Origin of the sequence: Caballeronia pedi (assembly GCF_001544915.2) — a bacterium.
Classification (GTDB): Bacteria; Pseudomonadota; Gammaproteobacteria; order Burkholderiales; family Burkholderiaceae; genus Caballeronia; species Caballeronia pedi.
Genome location: NZ_FCOE02000027.1, coordinates 62,564 through 87,646 on the forward strand (window position 1 = coordinate 62,564; position 25,083 = coordinate 87,646).

A 25,083-nucleotide genomic window follows, 5' to 3' on the forward strand; every position below is an offset into this window, starting at 1 on the left:
GGTATCACGCGAACGATGCAAGACATCTGGATGCCTGTTCGTCGACTCCAAGTAACGCTGCGGCGGCGTGCGTACCGTGTTGGGATGGACCTTCCTTGTCGAGGCAAACCCATTCCAGATGGAAGGAAAGCATCCAGAGTTACACAAAAGGAAAAGGAACTTCTGTGCCGTCGAGGGCAGCGTCATCTTCCTTGTGCACCCAGCCATTCGACGAGACCACAAGCGACGTTTGCTTTGCCAGGGCCGCCCAACCCGCTAGATCACTCAAAGCGGCAACCGGAAAATTTCCGGTCTGACCTGATTCTAGTTTTATTCTTACCAGGCCTTTTCCATCCCTGAAGTTCCAGGCTAAGTCAATGGACTCTATCTTGGTGGACATGTAGTAGTTCCTGATAAATCGCGGCTCGCGTTGTCGCAAACGATCTGGACGTCCGCTACATCTTCGAAGACCCGTCTGAAATGCAGGCGTTATGCGCTTTGTTCATAACGCGCTTTTGACAGAACATGCAGATCTCAAAAGGAGATTAGTCGATTCAATATGAATTACAAGGCTTACAAGTCCGCGAGGCTACGCAGATAGCGCAACACGGCGTCCGGTCCGAAAGGTTCGTCGTTCCTGGTCGCGTCGGCGAATGCCGCGAAGGCTTTCAGCGGCGCATGCATGCCTAAGCGCCCCAGATACTTCAACTTCGTCGGCAAGAAGACCGGCAATTACCGGATAGGCGCCGATTGATCCGTGCCTGATCTGGAGCGATTCAGTTCGAATGCCCGAGTGTCCGCTCGAAGAACCCGATCATCTTCGACCATCCGCGCTCGGCTGCCACCGGATCGTAGACGGGAAAGTCCGGTTTCATCCACCCATGCGCTGCACCGGCATAGGTCTCCGCGCAGTACCGTACGCCAGCCTGATCGAACGCGTTCTCGAGACGCCGCGCCATGGCTGGCGGATAGCTCGCGTCGTCTTCCGCCGCTGCGATATAGACTTCGGCTTTCAATTGCGGCGCAAAGACATGCGGGCTTCCGGGTGCGTCGGTCGCGAGGTTTCCGCCGTGAAAGCTGGCTACGGCGGCAAAGCGATCGGGATAGGTGCCCGCGGCGGAAATGGCCATGCCGCCACCCATGCAGAAGCCGACTGCGCCTATCGGCCCGTGGTCGACATCGATACGCGTGTCGAGGTAGCTCAGAAGCGCCGCCGTGTCCTCGGCTGCCTTTTCGTTGCTGGTGGTCGACATCAATGGGCCGAGGATCGCCCGCACGTCGCCCTTGAAAACTTCCACGGGATCAAAAGCACCATAAGCGCCGTACCGATAGAAGAGGTCGGGCAGCAGAACGACATATCCGGCATCGGCGAGGCGCTGGGCCATCGCGAGTTCGGCAGGCCTGATACCGCCCGCATCCATATAGAAAACGATGGCAGGCGAAGGTCGTGCCGCAGCGGACGTGAAAACGTACACGGTGCATACGCCATCGCGAGTCGAAATGTTCACCTTCTCATAGGTCATGTCTTTTGCCTCTGGCATGGCGTCACATTGTTCAGCGTCATGCAGCATCGCTCGAAGTCAGCTCGCCGAACTGAAGCGCGGCGAGCCGCGCATAAAGCGGTGAGCTTCGAAGCAATTCGGCGTGACGCCCTTGCGCGACGATTCGGCCGTGCTCCATCACGACGATGCGGTCGGCCTGCAGAACGGTAGCGAGCCGATGCGCGATGACCAGCGTCGTGCGATTCTGCGCGGCGTTGTCGAGCGCAGTTTGCACCAGTCGTTCGCTTGCCGCATCGAGCGCGCTGGTGGCTTCATCGAGCAGCAGGATGGGCGGATTCCGGAGAATGGCCCGCGCAATCGCGATTCGCTGACGCTGTCCACCGGACAGCCTCACGCCGCGCTCGCCGAGAAAGGTGTCGAAGCCTTGCGGCAGCTCGTCGATGAAATCGGCGGCGGCGGCCATCTCGGCGGCATGTCGCGCCTGCGCGAGCGTCGCCTCGGGCACGCCATAACGAATGTTGTCGAGCACGCTCCCCGAAAAGATCACCGAGTCCTGCAACACGACGCCGATCGCCCGGCGCAACGTGTCGAGCGACATATGCTGCGTCGGAACACCGTTGATCGAAATGCATCCGGACTGCGGATCGTAAAACCGCAGCAGCAACTGGAACAGCGTGGTCTTGCCCGCGCCCGACGGCCCGACGAGCGCGACGTGTTCACCCGGACGCACATCGAACGAGAATGCCGACAACGCGCTGATGCCGGGACGGGACGGATAAGAGAAGCTGACAGCGTCGAAGCGTATGCCTTCGCCTGCTGGCGGCATCGGCACGGTCGTGCGGGCCTGCGTGACGGGCGAGCGCGCCGCCAGCAAATCCATGAGCCGGTCGGTTGCACCGGCGGCGCGCTGCAGATCGCCCCAGACTTCCGCGAGCGTTCCCACGGCGCCTGCCGTGAACACCGCGTACAGGATGAACTGGGACAACTGGCCCGCGGTCATGTGTCCGGCCAGCACCGCCTGCGCGCCGAGCCAGAGCACGAACACCATCGCGGCGAACACGAACACGATGACCATGGCCGTCAGGCCGGCGCGGGCGCGGATGCGCGTGAGCGCGGTCTCGAAGGCCGCTTCCACCGCCGTGCCGAAGCGCTGCGCCTCGCTTGCCTCCTGCGTGTACGACTGCACGGTCGGCATCGCATTGAGCACCTCGCCGGCCAGCGCGCTCGCATTCGCGACCTTGTCCTGACTGGCGCGCGAGAGCCGGCGAACCTGCCGCCCGAAGAAGACGATCGGCACGACCACCACGATCAGCACAGCGATGATGTAGCCGGACAACACCGGGCTCGTCAGCACCAGCATCGCGACGCCGCCCGTCGCCAGCAGCGCATTGCGCAATCCGAGCGAGAGGCTCGTGCCGACCACGGTCTGGATCAGCGTGGTATCGGTCGTGAGGCGCGACAGGACTTCTCCCGTTTGCGTGGTCTCGAAGAACTGCGGACTCATGCCCATGATGTGATCGTAGACCGCGCGCCGCAAATCGGCCGTCACTCGCTCGCCAAGCCACGAGACCCAGTAAAAGCGCAGCGACGTCGCACCGGCGAGGATGAGCGAGATGACGAAGAGCCCGATGAAATAGCGATCGATATGCGTCCGGTCGCCGCTGGCGAAGCCGCGGTCGATCAGGTATCGGAACGCCATCGGCAGCGCCAGTGTCGCGCCCGCCGATGTCACGAGCGCGAGGAACGCGAGCGCCCAGCGCCCGGCATACGGCCGCAGGAAAGGGACGAGCGCGAAGAGAGGGCCAACGCGTGGGGCGGAAGCGGCGGCAGTCGGCATGGGAATCGCACGAGGTGAGGATCGGTCGATAGTATCAATCGCCGAGCAGAACTGCTGCCTGGTTACGCGACGGGTCAGCCGTCCGTGGAAACGGTGACGTCCTCCCAGTCACTGATCTCACGCTCCAGCGCCGACAGCTTCTCTCTCACGAGCCGGAGCGCATCGCTACCGAGCAAGAGATGCGTGGGTGGATTGTCAGCGTCGATGGCCGCAAGCATCGCGCGCGCCGCCTTGTGGGGATCGCCCAGCTGCTTGCCGCTTTTTTCCTCGCGCGCCGTGCGAATGGGATCGAAGACGGAATCGTAATCCGCGATCGAACGGGGCGTTCGCGTCATCGAGCGACCCGCCCAGTCGGTGCGAAACGAGCCCGGCGCGACGGCTGTCACTGCGATGCCGAACGGCGCGATTTCCTTGCCGAGCGCTTCGGAGACGCCCTCCAGCGCGAACTTGCTTCCGCAATAGTAGGTAATCCCCGGCATGGTGATATGGCCGCCCATCGACGTGATGTTCAGGATGTGGCCTTGTCTGCGCTTGCGCATGAAGGGAAGCACGGCCTTCATCATCGCGACGGCGCCGAACACGTTCACGTCGAACTGTCTGCGCATCTCGGACAAGGGCGATTCCTCCATCACGCCTTCGTGCCCGTAGCCGGCGTTATTGACCAGCACGTCGATGGGCCCGACGGACGCCTCGATTTCGGCCACGACGCCGTCGATGGCGTCGAAATCGGTTACGTCGAGCACGCGCGCAAATGCGGCGTTCGCGGACAGGGATTCGAAGTCACGCTTCGCCTGGTCGCTTCTAACAGTGCCGACGACCCTGTGCCCCGCTGCCAGCGCCTCTTGTGCAAGCGCACGGCCAAAGCCGCTGCTGACGCCGGTAATGAGCAGAATCTTGCTGGATGCCATGGGAGCTTCTCCTCTCTAAAGTTCGCTGGAGAGTGCAGAATAGTATGGCAAAGCAGGCTAGCCAAGCCACGATCCGCTATCTTTATTGCCTAAACCTATGAGCATGAAACGAGCGCCCTCCGCGCGAAACCAGAACCGCATGATCGCGTTGCTTGGCGCGATGGCGTCCGAGGAAGGCTACAACCTCACGCCGCTGCCGGGCGTGCGCATCCTGCGTTCCGACCGCCCGCTGTCGCGCACGCCCGTGCTCTACGATCCCGGCATCGTGATCGTTTGTCAGGGCCGCAAACGAGGCTATTTCGGCGACCAGCTTTATCTGTACGACGAGCATCACTACCTCGCCGTGTCGGTGCCCGTTCCGTTCAGCATGGAAACCGACGCCAGCCCGAAACGTCCGTTGCTCGCGCTTTACCTTCATCTCGACTTCACGCTGGCCGCTGAACTGGCGGCGCAGATCGATCGAGAAGGCGTAACGGAATACGTGCAGGCGCCGCGAAGCATGATGTCGACGCCGATGGACGACGCGATGCAGACGTCCGTCTTGCGCCTGCTCGAGGCGATGAGCCGGCCGCTCGAAGCCGCGGTTCTGGGCCCGGGCCTGCTGCGCGAACTCTACTTCCGCGTGCTGACCGGAGCGCAGGGCGCATCGATGCGGGAAGCTTTGGCGATGCGAGGACAGTTCGGGCGAATCGGCAAATCGCTGCGCCTCATCCATGCCGGCTACGCTCAGCCGCTGGACGTGACGCAGTTGGCCGAAGAAGCCGGAATGAGCATCCCGAGCTTCCACAGCCACTTCAAGGCGATCACTCAGGTTTCGCCGATGCAGTATGTCAAGTCCACGCGCTTGCATCAGGCGCGCCTGTTGATGATCCGCCAGGACCTGACCGCCGAGGCAGCGAGCATCGCCGTGGGTTATGCGAGCGCATCGCAGTTCAACCGGGAATTCAAGCGGCTTTTCGGCACGACGCCAGCGGCGGAGACGAAACGGATGCGCGCAAGCTTCGCCATTCCTGCTCCGTTCGCTGGTTCGGCATACGTCTCGTCCCACTGATCGGCTTCAACGCGCACAAGACGAGTCCGCCTCAAGCCCTAACGCCAGCGCCAGTTCACGCGGCGAGCGAACGACCTGCGCTTCCGCGGGGAAGAGCGCTGCGCCTTCATCGTCGAAAGGCCAGGCGAGCACGCGCATGTGCGCGGCAATGGCGGCGCGCGCGCCCGTCGGGCTGTCTTCCACCGCGATCACTTCCTCGGGCGCGAGACGCAGCAGCCACGCCGCGCGCTGGTACGGCTCCGGGCTCGGCTTGCCGTGGCGCACATCGTTGACGCTGATGGTGACGAGCGACGGCTCCTCGATGCCGAGCGCACGCAGATTCGCTTCGAGCAGCATGCGCGATGCGTTCGACACGATCGCCTGCGTGATGCCCGCGGCCTTCGCGGCGCGATAGACCTCGAGCGCGCCGGGGCGCGGCACGAGCGCGGGCGCGCCCTCGAGATAGGCGCGCGCGCGAAACGTGGACCAGTCGGCGTAATCGACCGAAAGACCGAAGCGCTCGCAACACAGCGCATGCACTTCACGCCCCGTCTTGCCGAAGACGAGCGGATGCATCTCCTCGCCCGCCTCCACGCCATGACGCGCAAGCGCCGCGATCAGCGTGCGCAAATGCAGCGACTCGCTTTCCGCGAGCGTGCCGTCCATGTCCCACAGAATGGCCTTGATCAAAGCTTGATTCATCCTTTTCAATTCTGGCGTCGCTTCATCGATGTGATTATCACCGCGCAGCCGCCTTGTCTGCGATATGCCGCGCATATCTTATCGAAACCATGCATTGGATAATGCATTTCGGAGTCGCGCATTCGCATTCTTATGAAGCGGTAATGGTGCGTAACAAAGCGAGCTTCACGTCCTCGATCAAACGTCCTGAAGCGCGTGATAGAGTCATCAACGGCTTCTTGCGCAGCTTTATTCCTTCTTCTCGGGCGGCCTGCATTCGCCCGGCCTTACAACGTTCAACTATAAAGATATCGTCCTGATTCATTAGGCAGGGCGATCGGCTGACTGGAGGTTTAGTGCTGACCGCAGCGGTGGAATCCGTCCGAAGACGCTTGGGCGGCATGCATCAGGATCACAAACGAATCGCGAGAAGCGCGTTCGTACTCCTGATCTTCGTTCTCGCCGGCAAGTGCATAGGCGCATCGAAGGAAATGGCGATCGCCTTCCGCTACGGAATCAATGGCACAGTCGATGCCTATCAGCTTGCTCTCACACTCGTCACCTGGCTGCCCACTCTGCTGACCAACGAGCTGAGCGTGCTGCTCGTACCGGCCCTCGTCGCGCTTCGCAAGGATAAATCGCAACAGAACGGATTTCTCGGCGAACTCGAAGGCATGGGGTTCGTTGTCTCTCTGGCGTTCTGCCTGCTGCTCTATCTTTCCTGGCCTTACATGGCCGAGCTCGTCGCAACCAGCCTGTCTCCGTCCACACGCGAAAGCGTCCGGCAGATGATCCTCGGGATGATGCCGGTCGGCGTGCTGACCTTCACCATCTGCATTTCGGCGTCGCGACTTCAGGCTTCGGGACGGCACATCAATACCCTGCTCGAATGCGTGCCGGCCATTGGCCTGCTGATCTTCGTGCTGGCCGCGCAAAACAACGAGTCGATCATGCCGCTCGTGCTGGGCACGTCGATCGGCTTCGTGGTACAGGCGGTATGGTTGCGAATTCTCGCGCGGCGGGCGGACGGCGCGTCCGATATGCCGCGCGTCTCGATGAACGCCCCCCAGTGGCCGAAAACGATCCGTTCGATGGGCACGCTGATGGTCGGATCGGTGGTCGCGGGACTCTGGCTACCGGTGGATCAATATTTCATGGCGCAGCAAGGCGATGGCGCGATCGCGACGCTCGGTTATGCGAACCGGCTGCTCTCGCTGCTGCTGAGCATGGGCGCACTCGCCATCAGCCGCGCCACGCTGCCGATTCTGTCGGAGATCCTGTTCCAGGGCGATCACGCGCGCGCGCGCAGCACCGCGCTGAAGTGGTCGGGGGTCATGCTGACCGTAGGCTTGATCGGCGCGTGTCTCGCCTATGTTCTCGCGCCGTACGCGATCAAGCTGCTGTTTCAGAAAGGTGCGTTCACCGCCGAGGACACGCTCGCCGTCACCACCTTGTTCCGCTTCGGGCTGTTGCAGGTGCCGTTCTACTTCGGTATGTGCGTGCTCGTGCAGCTGTTCGCGAGCGAGATGCGCTATCGCACGATCTCCATCGTCTCGCTGCTGGGGTTTTCGGTCAAAGTGCTAGGCAATGTCGTGCTGGTTCGTCTGTATGGGGCGCAGGGCGTGCTGCTTGCGACCGGTGTCGGCGCTGCTTGCATACACGCGTGCTATATCTATCTGGCGAGATTCCGGGTTTCGCTCGCGAACGGCCGGTAACGTCTGGTCGGTAATCGCTCGAGGGCATTGCAGCCAGACCGAAAACGGTCTATATTCAGTCTTATCAAGCTGAATTGGAGCGCTCCCATGCACATCGCCGATCACGTAAAGCCGATCAGCTATCTAAAAAGCGAAGCGGCCCAGATCGTCAAGGACCTGACCGAGTCCGGCGAGCCGCTCATCATCACGCAGAACGGCGAGGCGAAGCTCGTCGTTCAGGATGTGCGGACCTACGAAGCCACGCAACAGACCATCGCGCTTCTGAAAATCCTGGCCATTGGTCAGAAGCAGATCGACCGCGGGGAACACGTCGACGGCGACGAATTCTTTTCGGAACTCGACGAACTCGACCGTCAGCAAAAACTCCGGTAATGCAAGCTCCGCTGTTGAAGTACCGCATCCTGCCGACCGCGCGGATCGGCATCGATGAGCTGAGAAGCTATATCGTCCGCAGCTTCGGATGGGACACATGGCGCCAGACATCGGCGCACTTGCAGGAAACGATCGCGCAAATCCGTCAGTTTCCCGAGAGTGGTCATGTGCCTGCCGAGCTCGAAGGATTCGTCGATGACACTTTCCGGCAAGTCCTCTCCGGCAAGATTCGCATCATCTATCAGGTGCGCGACGATGTCCTGTACGTTCACCTGATCATGGACGCACGTCGCGATCTTCAGGCGCTCCTTCAGCGCATCGTGCTGCGGCTGATGTAGCAAACGCCGCTCCGCGCTCAAGCCACCTTGATCTTCGACGTCCTCGGAAACGCCGTCTTGCGCCAGTCTCCCGATTGCGGAATCGGCAGCCCAAGGTTCTCGCGCAGCGTGCCGCCCGTATAGTCCTTGCGGAACAGCCCGCGCCGCTGCAGTTCGGGCACCACCATGCGCACGAAGTCCTCGTACGCGCCGGGCACGTGCGTCGGCGCGATCACGAAGCCGTCGACGCCGCCCTCGACGAACCATTGCTCCATCTGATCCGCGACCGTCTTCGGCGTGCCGCAGAACACCGGAAACTCGTCGATGCGCGCGCGCTTGGAGAAGTCCACGAAATCGCGCACCGAAGGATTCTTCTTGCCCGACAGCGTCACGACACGATCTCGGAAACCGGTCCATCCGGAGATCGCCGCCATCTCGGCATCGCTGAACGGATCGTCGTAGCCGCGCTTCGAGAAGTCCGTGTTGAGCACTTCGCACAACAGCGCGAGCGAATCGATCGGCTTCGCGAGCGCATCGATATATTCGCGCTCCTTCTGCGCGATCTCGTCCGATTCCGCGACGATCGTGTAGCACGCGGTCGAGATCTTCACGTCATCGGGATTGCGGCCCGCATCGGCGAGCGCCTGCTTCATCTCCGCGTACTGCTTCTTGCCCACCGCGAGATTCGGATAGACGACGAAGATCAGATCCGCCCAGCGCGACGCGAACAGCCGCCCGCGCCCGCTCTGCCCCGCCTGAATCAGCACCGGATGACCCTGCTGCGAGCGCGGCACGGTGAACGGACCGCGCGACTTGAAGAAGCGCCCTTCGTGATCGAGACGATGCACCTTCGATGCATCCGCGAACCGGCCGCTTTCCTTGTCGAGAATCAGCGCGCCGTCTTCCCACGTGTCCCAGTGGCCCATCACGGTTTCGACGAACTCGTCGGCGCGGTCGTAGCGCAGATCGTGTTCGAGATGCGCGCTCTCGCCGAAGTTCGCCGCTTCCGAATCGTTCAGCGACGTCACGACATTCCACGCGGCGCGGCCCTTGGTCATCAGATCGAGCGTGCCGAAGGTGCGCGCGATATGGAACGGCTCGTAGTAGGTCGTCGAATACGTCGCGCCGAGGCCGATTTTCGACGTGGCCATGCCCATCGCGGTGAGGATCGAGACGAGGTCCATCTTCACCGCGCGCACGCCGTTTTCGACCGTTTGCGCATGATCGTTGCCGTAGATGTCGGGCATCGCGAGGCGGTCGTCGAAGAACGCGAGATGGAACTTGCCCTCTTCCAGCGTACGCGCAATGCGCTGGTAATACTCGGGCGTCGTGAAGTCCTGCATCGCCGCGCTGTGCCGCCACGAGCCGGGATAGGTCGAGCAGTTCTGCGCCTGCAGAAAGCCGATCAGGGTCATTTGCTTCTTTGTCATTTCGAATTCCTTATGAAAATTGTCTCAGACGCCGACCGATACTTCGTTGACGGTCTCGACGCTGTCGGTTCTGCGAATCGGTGCGCGCGTCATGAGCAGGCTCACGAGCGCGCCGGCCAGTGCGAGCGCACCCGCGATATAAAACGCGTTGTTGTAGCTGTGCGTGATGGCAACCACATAGCCCGTGGCGATCGGCGCGATCATCGCGAACGAAGCGCCGCCCGTGATCAGCAGGCCCGTGCCGCGCCCCACTTCAGCCGACGACGGAAGCAAATCGCCGATCAGCGCGATGTTCATCGCGAGCGCGGCCTGCGCGCCGGTCAGCGACAGCGTGAAGACAGCGACCATCACCCACATGTCATCGACGAAAGGCGTCGCGAGCACGACCGATGTCAGCAGCATCGACGCCGCCACCATGGTGCGTCGCCCGCCCTTGTTGATAGCGTCGACAGGAAGCAGACGATCGCTCAGCTTGCCGATCGCGAGCGCGAGAATCACCGAGAGCGCGTACGGCAGCGCCGTGAAATAGCCGCTCTTCACGATGTCCAGATGTCGCTCCGTCTGCAGATAGCTCGGCAGCCACGTGAGAAACAGAAACTGCGCATACGAACCGAAGCCCTGCGTGATGAGCAGACCCCACACGCTCACCGACTTGAGCAGGTCGGGAATGGAGAGCGTCGGGCCGCTCGGCGCGTCGGGCATGCCGCCGTTGCGCTCGCGCAGGATCAGCGCGCGCTCTTCGTCGTCGATGAAGCTCGCGAACTCGGGCTTCCTGAACCACTTGAGCCAGCAGACGAGCCAGATCGCGCCCGAGCTGCCGACGAGCACGAAGCCCGTGCGCCAGCCGAACAGCTGCACCGCCCACGCGACGACCAGCGCGCCGATCGCGGGGCCGGCATACGAGCCGCTGTTGAGTGTCGCCGCCGCGATGCCGCGTTCGCGCGCCGGCATCCATTCGCGAATCACCTTGCCGCCCGCCGGATACGACGACGCCTCGCCCGCGCCCATCACGAGACGCGTGACGAGAATCGACGCGTAGCTCCACGCGAAACCCGTCGCCACGGTGGCGAGCGAGAAGATCGCCATGCCGATGGCGTTGACGTAGCGCGTGCCCCAGCGATCGAGCGCGAGACCCCAGATGATCAGGCTCGCGAAGTACGTCCAGATAAACGACGACAACAGAAAGCCCATCTGGATCGGGCTGATGCCGAACTCGTGCGCGATCGGCTGCGCGGCGACCGACAGCGCGACGCGGTCGATGTAGTTGATGCTCGTGAGCGAAAACAGAAATATATAGATGAAGATGCGGCGATTTTTCATGTGTCTCCTCCGGAAATCCGTGCGCACGATCTCGCGCGCCGGATGGTCTTTGCCTGTACGGATGTCGGCAACGCTTCGGTCCGCTCGTTATGAAATCGCCTCCTCCGTCAATGTCTCGATGCCGAGCGCGTACACGCGATTGGCCGTGCCCGCGAGCAGCGCGCGGCGCGCCGCCGCCGGATGACCGGCGCACATGATCTTGAACGCGTTCCACACCGACACGTAGTTGCAACTGCCTTTGTCGACGGGAAAATTGCTCTCGAACATGCTGCGTTCCGCGCCGAACAGATCGATGCAGGTACGCACATAAGGCGTCCAGCGCTCGACGAGTTCGAGGCAGCTTGCGGGTTTCGCGGCATCGGCGAAGGACAGGCCCGTGCGCGGCATGGCGAGCCCGCCGATCTTCACGATGACGTTCTCGTTCGACGCCACGCGCGCGAGCGACGCGCTCCATGCCTCGCGGACCTGCGCGCGCTGTCCCGCATACGGCCCGATGCCGAGCGGTCCGCCACAGTGGTTCAACACGATCGGCAGACGCGGATGACGGCGTGCGAGCGCGGCGGCCTGATCGAGTTGCGTGTGATACACCCACAGGTCGAGCACGAGGCCCATCTCCGTGAGGACCGCGCAGTAGCGGTCGAGTTCGGACGAGCTGATCGTGTGTTCGTCCGGGCCATCGTGGGGCGCGGCGAATGCGGGATCGGCATGCCATGCGGCGCGCACGCGCACGCCGCGCATGCGCCCCTGCCCCGCGTCGATATGCGCTTCGAGCACCGCCTGCGGATTCGCGACGAACGGATCGCCATACGCGACGATGCCCTTCACGAGATTCGCATCGCCGTGCGGCAGACGCGCCGCGGCCTGCGCCTGCGCTACCGCAAAACGCGTCTCGCCGACGGGAGCGAACCCGGCGGGCGCGTCGGCATCGAAATGCGCCTTGCATTCGACGAACACGCTCGCCAGCACGCGATGCCCCGCGCCCGCATCCGCGACGAACTCGGGCGCTTGATAGAACGCGCTCTCGACATCCCACAGGTGATGATGCGGATCGATGATCGCCAACTCCGGCTCGACGGCCGGCTCGGCGACCTGCGCGAGCCACTCGGGCCGGATGCGCGGGAAATTGCTGCGTTCATATTTCGCGTCGAACATGCGCGCTCCCTATGCGGTCAACGGCCAGAAGCCGCCGAACTGCCCGCTCAGAAAGATGAGCGGCGCCATCGGTTGCTGCGGCTCGATCTCGAGATGCTCCACCGCGCCGATCAGGATCGCGTGCGTGCCGTACTCGACCAGATCGTGCACGCGGCACGAAATCGACGCGACGCTGCCATCGAGCGTCGGCAGGCCGGCTTCGTTGATGCGCCACGCGCCGTTGGCGAAGCGCGCGTCGCCGTCCGGCTTGCGTGCGAACGCCGCGGCGAGGTCCGCATGCTGCTGCGTCAGCAGATTCACGCAGAAGCGCCCGCTCAGCACGAGCGCATCGAATGCCGACGCATGCCGGTTCACCGATACGACCAGCGCGGGTGGGTCCATCGTCAGCGACGTGACGGCCGTGACCGTCATGCCGTGACGCACGCCGTCGTGAACCGTCGATACCAGCGCGACGCCGCCCGCGAGCCGGCGCATCGCCTGGCGAAACGAGGTCTGCAGTGCCTGCGCGTCGTCGACACGCTCGACGCCGGGGCGCACCTGAAGTTCGGCTTCGCTCATCGCGTGTTCTCCAGCTTGATGGGAATCTCGATGTCGAGCATCGGCGCGTGCTGCTGCGAGCCGTACACGTCCGTATCGCCGATATCGCCCGATGAGACGAGGCGCGGCAAGGTCGCCTTGAACGCGCGTGCGGCGCGATACGGCGTGAACTGGACCTGCTCGGGCGTCACGCCATAGAGCCGTGCGAACAACTCGGGCTTGAGCACGCCGGTGGCGGCGACGCGGTCGTAGATCTCATCGGTTTCGAACACGATGTCGAGCGTGACCATGAACGGCCCCGCGTTCTTGCTGCGGCATACGCTCGCGAAATCCTTAATGGCTGGCATGACGGTCTCCAATGTCTTCGTAGCGGATCGGGAACAGCGAGAGCGCGTTCTCCGGTTCGAGCAGATGGCAGACGGAAAAGCGGTAGACCTGACCGAGATCGAGGTCGGACGGCGAGAACGGGATCGCCATATTGCCTTCCTTGCACAGGCGGCCCGGGAACTCCGAGTGCAGGATCGTCGTGCGCGCGATGGCCAGCACGGCCTTCGCGGTGTCGCGATCCTGCGCGACCACTTCCGCGACGATCGCCGTTTCGTGCGAATGGCGTTCGGCGAGCGGCAAGGGCTCGCGTTCGCCCATCACGCCGTTCTGGCCGTAGACGCGAAAGTTCAGCGTGTAGGTATCGGATGGCGCACCGAACGCGGTCGCTTTCTCGTCGACGATCTCGCGCGAGCGCGCGAGGTAGCGTTCCATCTGCGCCTGCAGCACCGGGTCGCGCGTCGCGCACAGCGTGATGACGCGATGCCCGCGCGCTTCGACGCCTTCGAGCTTCACCGTGTACTTCGCGGGACGCCAGCGCATGCCGGATACGCGCACGGCGCGATCCGTCACCGCTTCGAAAGTGCATTCGGAGGTATCGAGCATGCCGCCCGGCTCGTGATGATGAATCGGGCTGCTGTTCTCGTGCAGCGCGAAGTACGCGACCGAACGCGGCGTGCAGGCCTGTTCGGGATGCATCGGTTCGAGCTCGACGTGATTTTCGCGGATCGTCGCGAGCAGACATCCTTCGCGCTTGGGCAAGGCCGGTTCCGCGCCGCATTCGAGCATCTTGCCGGCATACCAGCCGAGTGCGGGCGAGAAGCCGGCGCGGATCGCCATCGCGGCCCACGGCGCGGGATCGGTGCTGCGGCCCGAGAGAATGACTTGCGCGCCCGCATCGAGGGCGGCGATGTACGGCTCCGGCCCCATCGCGCCGACCACGCGCACGGCCTGATCGACGAGTTCGGGCGTCAGTTGCGCAAGGCCGTAGAGTGGCCGCGTCTTACCGGCGTTCACGTGTTCGAGCAACACGTCCTTGGGCAATTCCGAGTTGATAACCGCGAGCTTGAATGACAGACTTTCTTCCTGCGCGATCTCCTTGACGATATCGACCATCATTTGCAGATGCGGATTTCCGCCCGCGCCGCCGCACGTGCTGACCACCACGGGAATGCCGAGCGGCACGGCGGCCGCGAGCATCAGGCGCATGTCGCGCTTGGTCGCCATGCGAGAGGTGAACGATTCGCCCGAGGCGAGGTAGTACGGCCCCGGATCGGAACTGCCGCCATCGGCGCCGATGAGATGCGGCTTGCGCGCGAGACCCGCTTCGAACGCGCTTTGCGCGAAGCCGTAGCCGAGGATCGCTGTAGTGCTGAGCAATCTGAGTTCTTCCATTGCGCTCTTGTCTCCGTTGTGTTCGTGAATGGAATGGAATCAAGCGTAATCAGATGAACCGCGAACTGCTCGCATACCTGTTATGCATCGCGGGCGAAACCGTCCGACGCCAGAGGAGTAAGGCACGTGGAGTTGAAGCAACTCAGGTATTTCATGGTCGTGGCGCGCGAGGGCAGCGTCTCGCGCGCCGCCGCGATCCTCGGCATCAGCCAGTCGATGCTCACGCGGCATATCCAGATGCTCGAACAGGAGTTGGGGCCGCCGCTGCTGTATCGGCATGGCCACGGCATGTCGCTCACCGAGGCGGGGCAGAAGTTCCTCGCGCGCGCGAGCGATATCCTCGAACGCAGCGACGAAGCCGTGAATCACATGCAGGCGATGCGCGCGGTGCCCGGCGGCACCGTCACGATGGGCATTCCGCCGATGCTCGGCGACTTTCTGCTGGTGCCGCTCGTGCGGCGCTTTCGCGCGGAGTTCCCCGATGTGCGGCTGCGCATGCGCGAGGGTTTGAGCGGCTACATGCTCGAATGGCTGCTGAGCGGGCAACTGGATATCGGCGTGCTTTACAACATCGGGCCGCACAGCACGATCAGCATCGAGCCGCTTTTGTCGGACGATCTGCTGCTGATCGGACCGCCCGACGCGAGCGTGCTGCAACGCGAGATGGAGCCGATCCGCTTCGCCGACGCCGTCGAGTTGCCGTGGATTCTCCCGGCGCGTCCGCACGGCATGCGCACGCTCGCCGAAGATGCCGCGACGGCGCGCTCGCTCACGCTCAACATCGCCTTCGAGATCGACGCGATGATGGCGGTCCTCGAACTCGTCGAAGCGGGTCAGGGCTTTTCCGTCGCGCCGTATGCGGCGGTGCGAAACCGCATCGAGCGGGGCACGCTGAAGGCCCGGCCGATCATCGAGCCGGCGCTGCCGGGGGTGCTTTCCATTGCGTTCTCGCCGAAGAAGGAAGCGACGCTTGCGATGAAGGCGCTGTATCGCATCGTGCGGCAGGAGACGGATGCGCTCGTGCGGGCGGGGGTGTGGCGCTCGATCGTGTGAGGCGTATTGGCGACGCGTTTTCACGCCGGGGGCGGGCGTCGCCGGATCCCGTGGACGTGTCGGTCTATTGGCGTTGCCAACGGGATCCGGCGACGACCCGAACATAGAGCCCCTACCCGGCCTTCCGCATCGGCTCCCCATTAACCCCCGCAAACGCCTGCTTGCGCCAATCCCCTGCGTCCGGCCTCGCGAGGCCCAAATTCTCCCGCAGCGTCGACCCGTCGTACTCCTTGCGAAACACGCCGCGCCGCTGCAACTCCGGCACCACCTGCCGCACAAAATCCTCATACCCACCCGGCACGTGCGTCGGCGAGATCACAAACCCATCGCAACCGCCTTCGACGAACCATTGCTCCATCTGATCCGCCACGCTCTTGGCCGTGCCTGCAAACACCGGAAACTCATTCAACCGCGCACGATTCGAGAAATCGACGAAATCCCGCACCGACGGATTCTGCTTGCCCGACAACATCACCACGCGATCGCGAAAGCCCGTCCACCCGGAAATAGCCTTCATCTCCGCGTCAGTGAACGGCGCGTCATAATCGCGCGTCGAAAAATCGGTATTGAGCACTTCACACAGCAACGTAAGCGAGTCGATCGGCTTCGCGAGCGAATCGATATAGTCGCGTTGCTGCTGCGCGATTTCATCCGATTCGGCGACGACCGTATAACACGCAGTCGCAACCTTCACCTTCTCCGGATCGCGCCCCGCATCGAGCACCGATTGCCTGAGTTCCGCGCGCTGCTTCTTGCCCGCCGCGAGATTCGGATACACCACGAAAATCAGTTCACCCCACCGCGATGCAAACGCGCGGCCACGCCCGCTCTGCCCCGCCTGAATCAGCACCGGATGCCCCTGCTGCGAACGCGGCACCGTAAGCGGGCCACGCGAGCTGAAATACGCGCCCTTGTGATCGAGCCGATGCACCTTGGCCGGATCGGCGAAGCGGCCGCTTTGCTTGTCGAGGATCAGCGCGTCGTCTTCCCACGAATCCCAGTGACCCATCACCGTTTCGAGGAACTCATCGGCGCGGTCATAGCGCAGATCGTGCTCCAGATGCATCTCGCGGCCGAAATTCGCGGCCTCCGAATCATTGAGCGACGTCACCACGTTCCACGCGACGCGGCCCTTCGTCATCAAATCGAGCGTCGCGAAATGACGCGCGACATGGTACGGCTCGTAGTACGTCGTCGAATACGTCGCGCCGAGGCCGAGGTGCGTCGTGGCCATCGCCATCGCGGTGAGAATCGGCGACGGGTCCATCTTCACGGCGCGCACGCCATGTTCGACGGTTTGCGCGTGATCGTCGCCGTAGATGTCGGGCATGGCGAGACGGTCGTCGAAAAACGCCAGATGAAATTTGCCCTCTTCCAGCGTGCGCGCGATGCGCTGGTAATACTCGGGCGACATGAAGTCCTGCATCGCGCCGCCATGACGCCAGGAACCCGGATACGTCGAGCAGTTCTGAGCCTGCAAAAAGCCGATCAGCGTCATCTGACGCGAAGTGTCGTGTGCCATGTCGTCCATGCCTCCTGATGTCGGTATGGATTCGATTATGTCGACGGCGCCGCGACGACACTATTTGCTTTATGAGATAGACTCATAGCCGATCCTGATAAAACCAACGGAGACTTCCCGTCATGGCGCCCGACAAGCCGGACGAGGGCCCGCACTCCGCAGCGCCACCGACGCTGCGCTTCGACCTCGTCGAACTGGAGACCTTTCTCGCGGTGGTCGAACTGGGCAGTTTCAGTTCCGCAGCGCGACGCCTGCACATCTCACAGCCATCCGTGACGGCCCGCGTGCAGCGTCTCGAATCGACCCTGAAGACGCGCCTGCTCGTGCGCACGACGCGTCATGTGGAGCCCACGCCCGCCGGCAGGCGCTTGCGCGAGCACGCCGAAATCGCGTTGCGCGAACTGCGCAAGCTGCTGCAGGAATTCCAGGCCGACGCCGAGGCCGCGCGCCTGCGCGTGGTGGTCGCCGCCACGCCGATGATCTCGGCCGTCATGCTGCCCTCGCTGATCCATTCGTTCTGCCAGCGCTATCCGGACGTGCAGATTCAACTGCGCGATCTGCAATACGAGGACGTGGTCGCGAAGATCGAGAGCAACGAGGCCGATCTCGCCGTGGTCGCCTTCGACAAAGATTCGAGCAAGCTGAGCTTCGAAGCGCTCACCGAAGAGGACATGCTGGTCGTGGTGCCGAAGACCCATCCGCTCGCGCAAGCCGGCGAAGTCACGCTGGAGCAACTGGCGCAAATCCCGCTGATGCTGCTCGACCGCTACTCGATCCTGCGCGACAGGCTCGCCGACGAATTCGCGAAACGCGGCCTCACACTGCGCCCGATGCATCACGCCGCCAATCTGAGCACGCTGCTCGGCATGGTGGACGCGGGGCTCGGTGCAACCTTCCTGCCGCGCTCGATGGCCCAGCGCTACGCGCGCGACACCCGCGCCACGCTACAGGTCGCCGATGTGAGCCTGAGCCGCCGCTTCGGCATCCTGCGCGCGCGCGACGCCGACCTGAGCGCGGCCGCGCTGAGCTTCGTGCGGCACTTGCAGGCCAATTTCGGCGCGACGCTCGCGAGCGACACGTCGCCGTCCTGATGCCCTATGAATGCGCGCATCTATCCGTTTTGCCGATCAATCCATCGCGACATCGAAATTGTTCTGCGGCGCGCGCAACTCTAGACTCGGGTCATCGAGTGCATGAGGCCGTGCACTCACCTCATACCGGAGACCTTTCATGACGCTCGAAAACAAACAGACCTTTCGTGACGCGCTTTCCGCTTTCCCGAGCGGCGTCACCATCGTCTCGACCACCGACGAACAAGGCCGTCACTGGGGCTTTACCGCCAGTTCGTTTTCGTCGGTATCGATGGACCCGCCGCTCGTGCTCGTGTGCATCGCCAACAAGGCGGATTCGCACGCCGCGTTCGTCAACGCGCAACGCTATGCGATCAACATCCTGTCGCAGGAGCAGAAGGACGTCGCGATGCATTTCGCGCGCAAGGGCGTCGACAAGTTCGGCCCGCACGCGTTTCGCTACGGCACCGGCGACGACCCGCATCCGCCGATGCTGCCGGGCTCGATGGCCTCGCTCGTGTGCATCGCGCGCGACGTGCACGAAGCGGGCGATCATACTGTGCTGATCGGCGAGATCCAGGACGTCGAACTCGGCGACGCCACGCCGCTCGTCTACTACAACCGGGGTTTTCGCAACCTCGAACTCGAAACCGCAGATTCACTTATCTGAGCGCATCGCATGAACGCTTTCAGCTTCACCACGGTTCCTTCGCTCGTCGTCGACTACGGCGGCGCGCGGCGTCTCGGCGCGCTCTTGCGCGAGCGCTATCGCGACGAACGCCGTCTCGTCCTCGTCACCGACCGCTTTCTCAATGAGAGCGGCCTGATCGCGCCCGCACTCGACAATCTGGCCATGCAAGGCTGGCAAGTCACCGTGATCGACGACGTCGTCGCCGATCCGCCCGATCACGTCGTGCTCGACGCCGCCGCGCGCGCGAAGGCAAGCGGCGCGGAGATCGTGCTCGGACTCGGCGGCGGCTCGTCGATGGATGTCGCCAAGCTGATCGCCGTGCTGTGCGCATCGGCGCAACCGCTCGAGAAGATGTACGGTGTCGGCAACGTCGAAGGTCCGCGTCTGCCGCTCGTGCTGATGCCGACCACCGCGGGCACCGGCTCCGAAGTCACGGCCATTTCCATCGTGACGACGGGCGCGACCACGAAAAGCGGCGTCGTCTCGCCGGTTCTGTATCCCGATCTTGCGCTGCTCGACGCAGAACTCACGCTCGGCCTGCCGCCGCAAGCGACGGCCGCGACCGGTATCGACGCGATGGTGCATGCGATCGAGGCGTACACGTCGGCGCGTCTGAAGAATCCGCTCTCCGACATGCTCGCGAAGGAAGCGCTGCGTCTGTTGTATGCGAACCTGTTGCCCGCCTGTCGCGATGGCGGGAATCGCGCCGCACGCGAAGCGATGCTGCTCGGCGCGACGCTCGCGGGCCAGGCGTTCTCGAATGCGCCGGTCGCCGCGGTGCATGCGCTCGCGTATCCGCTCGGCGGGCACTTCCATGTGCCGCATGGTTTGTCGAACGCGCTGGTGCTGATGCATGTGCTGCGCTTCAACGCGCCCGCCGCCGCCGCGCGCTATGCGGAGCTTGCCGATACGCTCGGCTGCGCCGCCGCCGATGACAGCGCCGAAGCGAAGACCGAAGCCTTCATTCAGGCGATGCAGACGCTCGTGAACGAGACCGGCATTGCGCGCACGCTGCGCGAGGTGGGCGTCGAGGAATCGCATCTGCCGATGCTCGCCGCCGATGCAATGAAGCAGCAGCGTCTGCTCATCAACAACCCGCGTGAGATGACCGAGGCAGCGGCGCTCGATATCTACAGGGCGGCGCTATGAACGGAACCATGCGTATCGCATTCGTGCAGTCGTGCTGGCATCGCGAGATCGTGGATCAGTGCCGACATGCGTTCGTCGCGCGCGTGGTCGAATTGGGCTTCGATGCGAGCGCCGTCGAATGCTTCGAGGTGCCCGGTGCGTTCGAACTGCCGCTCCACGCGAAGCTGCTCGCGCGGCGCGGCGGATTCGATGCGATCGTCGCGGCGGGGCTCGTCGTCGATGGCGGGATCTATCGGCATGAATTCGTCGCGCAGGCGGTGATCGACGGCTTGATGCAGGTGCAGCTCGATACGCTCACGCCGGTGTTTTCCGCCGTGCTCACGCCGCATCATTTTCATGCGGGCGAAGAGCATCTGCGGTTCTTTCACGAGCATATGAGCGTGAAGGGACGGGAAGTGGCGAACGCGTGTGTCGAGACGTTGCAGCGGGTGGCGATGATTGTTTAACGGAGGTTGCTCGAAAAGCAGGAAAGGCATCCGGCTCCAGGCCGGATGCCTTTTTACTACTGCGCTTGCACCCACCCGCCAAACTGCGCAATCCTTTCCAACGGCAATCGCGCGCGCGGCGCATGCTCGCGCTCCGCAAGCGCGGCGGGCAGCGACTGCGCGTCGCCATGATGCGCAACCGAAATCATGCTCAGCACCTCATAGCGCCCGGGAATCAAAAACGCTTCCCGAAACGCATCCGCATCGAGGCCGCTCATCGAATGCGCTGCGAGACCCTGTGCATGCGCCTGCAAAAGCAGCGCCATCGCGGCCGCGCCGGCATCATAGCTCGCGCTCGGATTCTCCGCGCCCTTCGCCGTGAGCGTATCCGCGAGCACGGCGATCAGCACTTGCGCATTCGCATTCCACGATTGATTGAAGGAAATGAGCGTGCCGAACGCACGCCCAAACGCGACAGGATCCGCGCCCTTCTCGAACACGACGAAGCGCCACGGCTGCGCGTTGAACGCGGAAGGCGCCCAACGCGCCGCTTCGAGCATGGCGACCACATGCGCGTGTTCGACGGCACGGTCCGCATACGCGCGCGGACTCCAGCGCGCGGCGATCAGCGGATGAATGGCGATATCGGTCGGGGCTGGACGATCAATCATGACGCGTCCGGATGCCGAAAATCGAAGCCGCCGGGCGTCTCATCGACATAACCGGCGTGCGGCGCCATGAAATGCCCCGGCAAGAGCAGCGCGCGCCGCTCGCAGGTCTGCTCCAGAATCCTCCGGCGCGTCTCGGCGGACTGCTTCTGGTCGATGCAGCCGAAGCAGCTCCAGTGCGGATACTTCACCTGAATCGGATGATGCAGGATGTCGCCGGTCATCACGGCGTGCGCGTCGTTCGACTTCAGCCCGATTGCGACATGACCCGGCGTGTGCCCCGGCGCGAGTTCGAGCGACAGACAGTCCGCGATCTCGGCGTGGTCATCGACGATCAGCGCCTGCCCCGCCTCGATCACCGGCAACACGCTGTCCTTGTAGCCGAGAATGTGATGCCCCGTGGATTCCTTCGCGTAGCGCGCCGCCCAGTAGTCGTTCTCGATCTTCGAGAAAACATACTTCGCGTTGGGAAACGTCGGCACCCAGCGATCGCCGATGAGCCGCGTATTCCAGCCGATATGATCCGCATGCAGATGCGTGCAGAGCACATAGTCGATCTGCTCGGGCGTCGCGCCCGCTGTAGCCAGGCGGTCGAGATACGGCGTCTGCAGATTGCACCAGTCGGGCCGGCCCGGGCGCTCCTTGTCGTTGCCGACGCAACCGTCGATCAATATCTTGTGACGCCCCGTATCCAGCAGCCACGAGTGCATGCTGAGCAGCATGCGACCCGTTGCGGGATCGTAGTGACCGGGCGCGATCCACGAGAGATTCTCCGCGACGTCTTCCGGCGTCGCGAGCGGAAAGAACTTCAGAAAGTCGAAGGACGTGTCGACGGTTTCCTGAACCAGCGTCGCCGTTACGTTGCCGATCTGGAATCGAATCACGATGCCTGCTCCCCCGACAATCCTGCTGCGACAGGCTGACGCTCCACACGCGGCTCGCGGCTCGCGCCGTCTTCAAGTGCGGAAAGTTCGATACCCGCCGCTTCGCGCAACGGCATGATGCCGAGCACGGAGATCACCGCGGCGAGCACGATATACGCGGCCAGCAGCCAGTAACCGCCCGCCCACATCACGAACAGTGCGGCGAGGATCGGCGTGGGGCCGCTCCAGATCACGGTCGCGAGCTGATACGCCACCGACACCCCGCTATAGCGAATCGCAGCCGGATACTGCTCGCTGATCAGCGCGGGCTGCGCGGACAGCGTGCTGCCCAGACCGAAGACCATCGCGACCGTGATCGCCGTGACGATCACCGGGTAGCTGCCGGTGTCGAGCAACTTGAAGAACGGAAAGATGAACGCGCCGAGGAAGATCATGCCGCCCATGTACACCTTCTTGCGGCCGATGCGATCCGACAGCGCGCCGAAGAACGGCTGCGACAACAGCGTGAAGAACGAGCCGATCATCAGTGCGCGAATTGCGAGCGGCTTGCCGATATGCAGGTTCTGCGTCAGATAGACGAGCGCATAGACGGAGATCACGAAGAAGCTGGTGTTCTCGGCCGCCTGCGCCGCGACGATCTGCATCGTGCGTTTCTTCTGGGTGGCGAGCACCGTGGCGATCGGCATTTTCTCGGCGGTGTGCGAGCGCTGAAGTTTCTGGAAGCTCGGCGACTCGGACACGCGGCGTCGAATGATGAAGCCCACCACGACGAGCAGGCCCGAAAGCAGGAACGGCACGCGCCATCCCCATGCCGCGAACTGTTCGGCTGTCGTGAGCGCGGTGGTCAGGGCCATCACGCCGGTCGACAGGATCAGCGCGGCGGAGATGCCCATCTGCGGCCACGCGCCGTAGAAGCCGCGCTTCTTCGCGGGCGAATGCTCGATCACCATCAGCGTCGCGCCGCCCCACTCGCCGCCCACCGCGAAGCCCTGCAGGAAGCGCAAGGTCGTGAGGAGAATCGGCGCGCCGAGGCCGATGCTCTCGTAAGTCGGCAGCAGGCCGATCAGGAAGGTCACGCCGCCCATCATCAAGAGGCTCAGCACGAGCATCGCCTTGCGGCCAATGCGGTCGCCGTAATGGCCGAACACGATGCCACCCACCGGCCGCGCGATGAAGCCGATCGCAAAGCTCGCGAGCGACGCGATCGTGCCGGCGACGGGATCGAACGCCGGAAAGAACAGCTTGTTGAAGATCAGCGCGGCCGCCGATCCGAAGATGAAGAAGTCGTACCACTCTAGCGTCGCGCCGATCGCGCTGGCGAACGACACTCGCCGGATATCCGAATCGTTGACCATGTTGTCTCCTCCGCCTGCTTTTATTTGACCGGCGCCTTCAGACGCCGGGAATCTCGACTGTCAATAACGGCGCGTGCTGCTGCGCGCCGAACGTGTCGCGCTCGCCCACGCTGCCCTGCGCCCACGAGCGCTTGAGCGTCAGCTTGAACGCGCGTGCCGGATCGAAGAACATCAGGGTCACGATGTCTTCCTTCGTCACGTTGTACAGCTTGCAGATCAGCGCTTCGGTCAGCACGCCGCTGTGCTTCACGCGTTCGTAAAGCGGCGCGTCGTCGAAGATCACGTCGAAGGTGATCTCGAACGGGCCGGAGTTCTTGCTGCGCACGACCTTCGCCAGATCGCGCAATGTCTTCGTCTGCGTTGCGTTCATGTTCAGATCTCCACGACTTCAATCGGAAACAGCGACTCGGCCGAGTCGATCTTCATCACGTGATAGACCGTGAACTTGCACACCGGACCGATCGGGTTCTCCGGCGGATTGAGCGGAATCGCGAAGTTGCCCGCCGTCGCCACCTGTCCCGGATACGGCGTGTGCAACACGTCGATGCGCACGCTGCTGCAAATCGCATTCGCCAGTTCCTGATTCGCCGCGGTCACTTCGCCGAGCAGGCCGATTTCATGCGGCACCGTGTTCGCGAGCGGCTCGAAGCTGCCCATCACGCCGTTCTTGCCGTACACGTGAAAGTTCAGCGTCGCTTCGCCCGAGCGCAGTTCGGGATACGTCTCGCGCGCTTCGTCCTTGATGCATGCGAGGAAATCGTCGATCTGCCCGATCAGGATCGGATCGCGAATCCCGCCGATGAAAATCGTGCGCATGCCCACGACGCCCGCGCCTTCGAGTTTCACCGTGTAGTCGTCCGCGGGAATGAAGCGGCTGCCGCGCACGCGCACGGCGCGATCGGTGATCTGTTCGTAGGTCGCCTCGCGCAGATCGAGCACGCCGCCGGGTCCGGTCAGAAGATCGGGCCGGGTCTTTTCGTAGAGCGTGTGCGCGGCCACCGATGCGGGCGTGCAGCGCTCGCGCGGGTTCATCGGTTCCAGGTCGAAGCTGTCGCGGCGGATCGTGGCGAGAATCACCTTGCCTTTCGGCTCCGCGCAATTCGCGCCGCATTCGACGATCTTGCCCATGTGCCAGTAGATGCCCGGATCGATGCCGTGCAGCATGCACAGGCCCGCGAACGGCGCCGGGTCATACGCGCGGCCCGCGATGATGATGTCGAGATCCGGATGCTCGCGCAACGCTTTTGCGAACGGCTCCGCGCCCATCTGCGCGACGATATGCGACGAAGCGCCGATGTCCGACACCTGCAGTTCCGGCGCCGATGCGCACGGCGTGATGCGGCCTTCGCCCAGCGCATCGCGCACGTACGACGGGTCCACGTCCGAATAGATCTTCGCGACTTTGAAGCGATAACTCTCGCGCTGCGCGATCTCTGCGATCACATCGACCATGAAGTCCACATGCGCGCGAATGCCCGGGCCGCCTGCCGAACTGATGTAGATCGGAATCTTGCGCGTGGCGCAGGCTTCGAGCATCAGCGACAGATCGCGCAGATACGCTTCGCGCGTCACCAGCGTCTTGGGCAGGCCGAGCAGATAGGGGCCGGGGTCGGTGGAACCGCCATCGACGATCATCGCGTCGGGCTGCTGTTCGATGCCGCGCCAGAAGTCGGCGGCCGGGATGCCGTAGCCCAGGATGCCATTGGGCGTCAGGATCTTGATTTCGTCCTTCATGAAGTCTCCGTTCTTTGATCGACTGTTGCCGAA

Annotated in this window: 26 protein-coding genes; 9 read left to right on the top strand and 17 right to left on the bottom strand. The window is 63.4% G+C overall.

The window, feature by feature from the left end; translation table 11 throughout:
• Positions 1–139: 139 nt before the first annotated feature.
• The 4 genes from AWB80_RS29815 to AWB80_RS29830 all read right to left on the bottom strand — a co-directional run bounded on the left by AWB80_RS29815 (position 140) and on the right by AWB80_RS29830 (position 4,226).
• On the bottom strand, positions 140–379 hold the full coding sequence (locus AWB80_RS29815; protein ID WP_143328158.1) for a hypothetical protein: 240 nt from the start codon (positions 377–379) through the stop codon (positions 140–142).
• Positions 380–755: 376 nt separating this feature from the next.
• Positions 756–1,502 (bottom strand): dienelactone hydrolase family protein, encoded by a 747-nt coding sequence (locus AWB80_RS29820; RefSeq protein WP_061178330.1) that lies wholly within the window; start codon positions 1,500–1,502, stop codon positions 756–758.
• 37 nt (positions 1,503–1,539) lie between these two features.
• The gene (locus AWB80_RS29825; RefSeq protein ID WP_061178286.1) at positions 1,540–3,318 is read right to left on the bottom strand and encodes an ABC transporter transmembrane domain-containing protein; all 1,779 of its coding nucleotides are present in this window, start codon (positions 3,316–3,318) and stop codon (positions 1,540–1,542) included.
• 74 nt (positions 3,319–3,392) lie between these two features.
• The gene (locus tag AWB80_RS29830) at positions 3,393–4,226 is read right to left on the bottom strand and encodes an oxidoreductase (protein WP_061178287.1); all 834 of its coding nucleotides are present in this window, start codon (positions 4,224–4,226) and stop codon (positions 3,393–3,395) included.
• A 139-nt stretch (positions 4,227–4,365) separates the two neighbouring features.
• Between AWB80_RS29830 and AWB80_RS29835 the strand changes: the two genes are divergently transcribed.
• Positions 4,366–5,277 carry an AraC family transcriptional regulator gene (locus AWB80_RS29835; protein ID WP_208635709.1) on the top strand — a complete coding sequence of 304 codons (912 nt, stop codon included), beginning with the start codon at positions 4,366–4,368 and terminating at the stop codon, positions 5,275–5,277.
• 6 nt (positions 5,278–5,283) lie between these two features.
• Here the strand turns inward: AWB80_RS29835 and AWB80_RS29840 are convergent, their stop codons facing one another.
• Positions 5,284–5,958, bottom strand: a complete 675-nt coding sequence (locus AWB80_RS29840) for an HAD family hydrolase (RefSeq protein ID WP_244206785.1) — start codon at positions 5,956–5,958, stop codon at positions 5,284–5,286.
• Positions 5,959–6,338: 380 nt separating this feature from the next.
• Here AWB80_RS29840 and murJ point away from each other — a divergent pair, with 380 nt between their 5' ends.
• From murJ to AWB80_RS45025, 3 genes are all read left to right on the top strand, one after another.
• Positions 6,339–7,652: a murein biosynthesis integral membrane protein MurJ gene (gene murJ / locus AWB80_RS29845; protein WP_244206787.1), complete on the top strand. Its 1,314-nt coding sequence runs from the start codon at positions 6,339–6,341 to the stop codon at positions 7,650–7,652.
• 87 nt (positions 7,653–7,739) lie between these two features.
• Positions 7,740–8,024: a type II toxin-antitoxin system Phd/YefM family antitoxin gene (locus tag AWB80_RS29850; RefSeq protein WP_061178290.1), complete on the top strand. Its 285-nt coding sequence runs from the start codon at positions 7,740–7,742 to the stop codon at positions 8,022–8,024.
• A complete protein-coding gene (locus AWB80_RS45025) occupies positions 8,024–8,362 on the top strand; it encodes a type II toxin-antitoxin system RelE/ParE family toxin (protein ID WP_244206788.1) in 339 nt (112 codons plus the stop codon). Before AWB80_RS29850 ends, AWB80_RS45025 begins: the two co-directional genes overlap by 1 nt.
• Before the next feature lie 17 nt (positions 8,363–8,379).
• On the opposite strand, the gene AWB80_RS29860 is transcribed toward AWB80_RS45025, so the two are convergent.
• The 6 genes from AWB80_RS29860 to AWB80_RS29885 form a co-directional block, all read right to left on the bottom strand.
• Positions 8,380–9,771 (bottom strand): LLM class flavin-dependent oxidoreductase, encoded by a 1,392-nt coding sequence (locus AWB80_RS29860; RefSeq protein ID WP_061178291.1) that lies wholly within the window; start codon positions 9,769–9,771, stop codon positions 8,380–8,382.
• A gap of 24 nt (positions 9,772–9,795) precedes the next feature.
• Entirely contained in the window at positions 9,796–11,091 is a 1,296-nt protein-coding gene (locus AWB80_RS29865; protein ID WP_061178292.1) for an MFS transporter, read from the bottom strand.
• A gap of 87 nt (positions 11,092–11,178) precedes the next feature.
• Positions 11,179–12,243: an amidohydrolase family protein gene (locus tag AWB80_RS29870; RefSeq protein WP_061178293.1), complete on the bottom strand. Its 1,065-nt coding sequence runs from the start codon at positions 12,241–12,243 to the stop codon at positions 11,179–11,181.
• Positions 12,244–12,252: 9 nt separating this feature from the next.
• Complete coding sequence (locus tag AWB80_RS29875; RefSeq protein WP_061178294.1) at positions 12,253–12,801, bottom strand: flavin reductase family protein; 549 nt, start codon at positions 12,799–12,801, stop codon at positions 12,253–12,255.
• Positions 12,798–13,127: a DUF4387 domain-containing protein gene (locus AWB80_RS29880; protein WP_061178295.1), complete on the bottom strand. Its 330-nt coding sequence runs from the start codon at positions 13,125–13,127 to the stop codon at positions 12,798–12,800. The genes AWB80_RS29875 and AWB80_RS29880 overlap by 4 nt, the downstream gene beginning before the upstream one ends.
• Entirely contained in the window at positions 13,114–14,499 is a 1,386-nt protein-coding gene (locus tag AWB80_RS29885; protein WP_061178296.1) for an acyclic terpene utilization AtuA family protein, read from the bottom strand. Before AWB80_RS29885 ends, AWB80_RS29880 begins: the two co-directional genes overlap by 14 nt.
• A 126-nt stretch (positions 14,500–14,625) precedes the next feature.
• Between AWB80_RS29885 and AWB80_RS29890 the strand changes: the two genes are divergently transcribed.
• Positions 14,626–15,552 (top strand): LysR family transcriptional regulator, encoded by a 927-nt coding sequence (locus AWB80_RS29890; protein ID WP_143328159.1) that lies wholly within the window; start codon positions 14,626–14,628, stop codon positions 15,550–15,552.
• 112 nt (positions 15,553–15,664) lie between these two features.
• Here the strand turns inward: AWB80_RS29890 and AWB80_RS29895 are convergent, their stop codons facing one another.
• On the bottom strand, positions 15,665–17,074 hold the full coding sequence (locus tag AWB80_RS29895; protein WP_061178333.1) for an LLM class flavin-dependent oxidoreductase: 1,410 nt from the start codon (positions 17,072–17,074) through the stop codon (positions 15,665–15,667).
• A gap of 122 nt (positions 17,075–17,196) precedes the next feature.
• Here AWB80_RS29895 and AWB80_RS29900 point away from each other — a divergent pair, with 122 nt between their 5' ends.
• The 4 genes from AWB80_RS29900 to AWB80_RS29915 all read left to right on the top strand — a co-directional run bounded on the left by AWB80_RS29900 (position 17,197) and on the right by AWB80_RS29915 (position 20,430).
• Positions 17,197–18,165 carry a LysR family transcriptional regulator gene (locus AWB80_RS29900; RefSeq protein WP_087131684.1) on the top strand — a complete coding sequence of 323 codons (969 nt, stop codon included), beginning with the start codon at positions 17,197–17,199 and terminating at the stop codon, positions 18,163–18,165.
• A gap of 139 nt (positions 18,166–18,304) precedes the next feature.
• Positions 18,305–18,814: a flavin reductase family protein gene (locus AWB80_RS29905; RefSeq protein ID WP_061178298.1), complete on the top strand. Its 510-nt coding sequence runs from the start codon at positions 18,305–18,307 to the stop codon at positions 18,812–18,814.
• A gap of 9 nt (positions 18,815–18,823) precedes the next feature.
• Positions 18,824–19,984 (top strand): iron-containing alcohol dehydrogenase, encoded by a 1,161-nt coding sequence (locus AWB80_RS29910; RefSeq protein WP_061178299.1) that lies wholly within the window; start codon positions 18,824–18,826, stop codon positions 19,982–19,984.
• A gap of 8 nt (positions 19,985–19,992) precedes the next feature.
• On the top strand, positions 19,993–20,430 hold the full coding sequence (locus AWB80_RS29915; RefSeq protein WP_244206790.1) for a 6,7-dimethyl-8-ribityllumazine synthase: 438 nt from the start codon (positions 19,993–19,995) through the stop codon (positions 20,428–20,430).
• Between the two features lie 56 nt (positions 20,431–20,486).
• Here the strand turns inward: AWB80_RS29915 and AWB80_RS29920 are convergent, their stop codons facing one another.
• The 5 genes from AWB80_RS29920 to AWB80_RS29940 are packed head-to-tail and all read right to left on the bottom strand — an operon-like array spanning position 20,487 to position 25,050.
• On the bottom strand, positions 20,487–21,080 hold the full coding sequence (locus AWB80_RS29920) for a nitroreductase family protein (protein ID WP_061178301.1): 594 nt from the start codon (positions 21,078–21,080) through the stop codon (positions 20,487–20,489).
• Positions 21,077–21,961: an MBL fold metallo-hydrolase gene (locus tag AWB80_RS29925; RefSeq protein WP_061178302.1), complete on the bottom strand. Its 885-nt coding sequence runs from the start codon at positions 21,959–21,961 to the stop codon at positions 21,077–21,079. The genes AWB80_RS29920 and AWB80_RS29925 overlap by 4 nt, the downstream gene beginning before the upstream one ends.
• Positions 21,958–23,316: an MFS transporter gene (locus AWB80_RS29930; RefSeq protein ID WP_061178303.1), complete on the bottom strand. Its 1,359-nt coding sequence runs from the start codon at positions 23,314–23,316 to the stop codon at positions 21,958–21,960. The genes AWB80_RS29925 and AWB80_RS29930 overlap by 4 nt, the downstream gene beginning before the upstream one ends.
• A gap of 37 nt (positions 23,317–23,353) precedes the next feature.
• The gene (locus AWB80_RS29935; protein ID WP_061178304.1) at positions 23,354–23,686 is read right to left on the bottom strand and encodes a DUF4387 domain-containing protein; all 333 of its coding nucleotides are present in this window, start codon (positions 23,684–23,686) and stop codon (positions 23,354–23,356) included.
• Positions 23,687–23,688: 2 nt separating this feature from the next.
• Complete coding sequence (locus tag AWB80_RS29940) at positions 23,689–25,050, bottom strand: acyclic terpene utilization AtuA family protein (protein ID WP_061178305.1); 1,362 nt, start codon at positions 25,048–25,050, stop codon at positions 23,689–23,691.
• Between the last annotated feature and the right edge of the window lie 33 nt (positions 25,051–25,083).

Coding starts and splice junctions, on each gene's coding strand:
- AWB80_RS29915 (WP_244206790.1), top strand. CDS start 19,993: ATGCGTATCGCATTCGTGCAGTCGTGCTGGCATCGCGAGATCGTGGAT.
- AWB80_RS29895 (WP_061178333.1), bottom strand. CDS start 17,074: ATGGCACACGACACTTCGCGTCAGATGACGCTGATCGGCTTTTTGCAG.
- AWB80_RS29840 (WP_244206785.1), bottom strand. CDS start 5,958: ATGAATCAAGCTTTGATCAAGGCCATTCTGTGGGACATGGACGGCACG.
- AWB80_RS29910 (WP_061178299.1), top strand. CDS start 18,824: ATGAACGCTTTCAGCTTCACCACGGTTCCTTCGCTCGTCGTCGACTAC.
- AWB80_RS29825 (WP_061178286.1), bottom strand. CDS start 3,318: ATGCCGACTGCCGCCGCTTCCGCCCCACGCGTTGGCCCTCTCTTCGCG.
- AWB80_RS29870 (WP_061178293.1), bottom strand. CDS start 12,243: ATGTTCGACGCGAAATATGAACGCAGCAATTTCCCGCGCATCCGGCCC.
- AWB80_RS29935 (WP_061178304.1), bottom strand. CDS start 23,686: ATGAACGCAACGCAGACGAAGACATTGCGCGATCTGGCGAAGGTCGTG.
- AWB80_RS29875 (WP_061178294.1), bottom strand. CDS start 12,801: ATGAGCGAAGCCGAACTTCAGGTGCGCCCCGGCGTCGAGCGTGTCGAC.
- AWB80_RS29930 (WP_061178303.1), bottom strand. CDS start 23,316: ATGGTCAACGATTCGGATATCCGGCGAGTGTCGTTCGCCAGCGCGATC.
- AWB80_RS29830 (WP_061178287.1), bottom strand. CDS start 4,226: ATGGCATCCAGCAAGATTCTGCTCATTACCGGCGTCAGCAGCGGCTTT.
- AWB80_RS45025 (WP_244206788.1), top strand. CDS start 8,024: ATGCAAGCTCCGCTGTTGAAGTACCGCATCCTGCCGACCGCGCGGATC.
- AWB80_RS29905 (WP_061178298.1), top strand. CDS start 18,305: ATGACGCTCGAAAACAAACAGACCTTTCGTGACGCGCTTTCCGCTTTC.
- AWB80_RS29940 (WP_061178305.1), bottom strand. CDS start 25,050: ATGAAGGACGAAATCAAGATCCTGACGCCCAATGGCATCCTGGGCTAC.
- AWB80_RS29880 (WP_061178295.1), bottom strand. CDS start 13,127: ATGCCAGCCATTAAGGATTTCGCGAGCGTATGCCGCAGCAAGAACGCG.
- AWB80_RS29835 (WP_208635709.1), top strand. CDS start 4,366: ATGATCGCGTTGCTTGGCGCGATGGCGTCCGAGGAAGGCTACAACCTC.
- murJ (WP_244206787.1), top strand. CDS start 6,339: ATGCATCAGGATCACAAACGAATCGCGAGAAGCGCGTTCGTACTCCTG.
- AWB80_RS29900 (WP_087131684.1), top strand. CDS start 17,197: ATGGCGCCCGACAAGCCGGACGAGGGCCCGCACTCCGCAGCGCCACCG.
- AWB80_RS29865 (WP_061178292.1), bottom strand. CDS start 11,091: ATGAAAAATCGCCGCATCTTCATCTATATATTTCTGTTTTCGCTCACG.
- AWB80_RS29815 (WP_143328158.1), bottom strand. CDS start 379: ATGTCCACCAAGATAGAGTCCATTGACTTAGCCTGGAACTTCAGGGAT.
- AWB80_RS29860 (WP_061178291.1), bottom strand. CDS start 9,771: ATGACAAAGAAGCAAATGACCCTGATCGGCTTTCTGCAGGCGCAGAAC.
- AWB80_RS29850 (WP_061178290.1), top strand. CDS start 7,740: ATGCACATCGCCGATCACGTAAAGCCGATCAGCTATCTAAAAAGCGAA.
- AWB80_RS29920 (WP_061178301.1), bottom strand. CDS start 21,080: ATGATTGATCGTCCAGCCCCGACCGATATCGCCATTCATCCGCTGATC.
- AWB80_RS29820 (WP_061178330.1), bottom strand. CDS start 1,502: ATGACCTATGAGAAGGTGAACATTTCGACTCGCGATGGCGTATGCACC.
- AWB80_RS29885 (WP_061178296.1), bottom strand. CDS start 14,499: ATGGAAGAACTCAGATTGCTCAGCACTACAGCGATCCTCGGCTACGGC.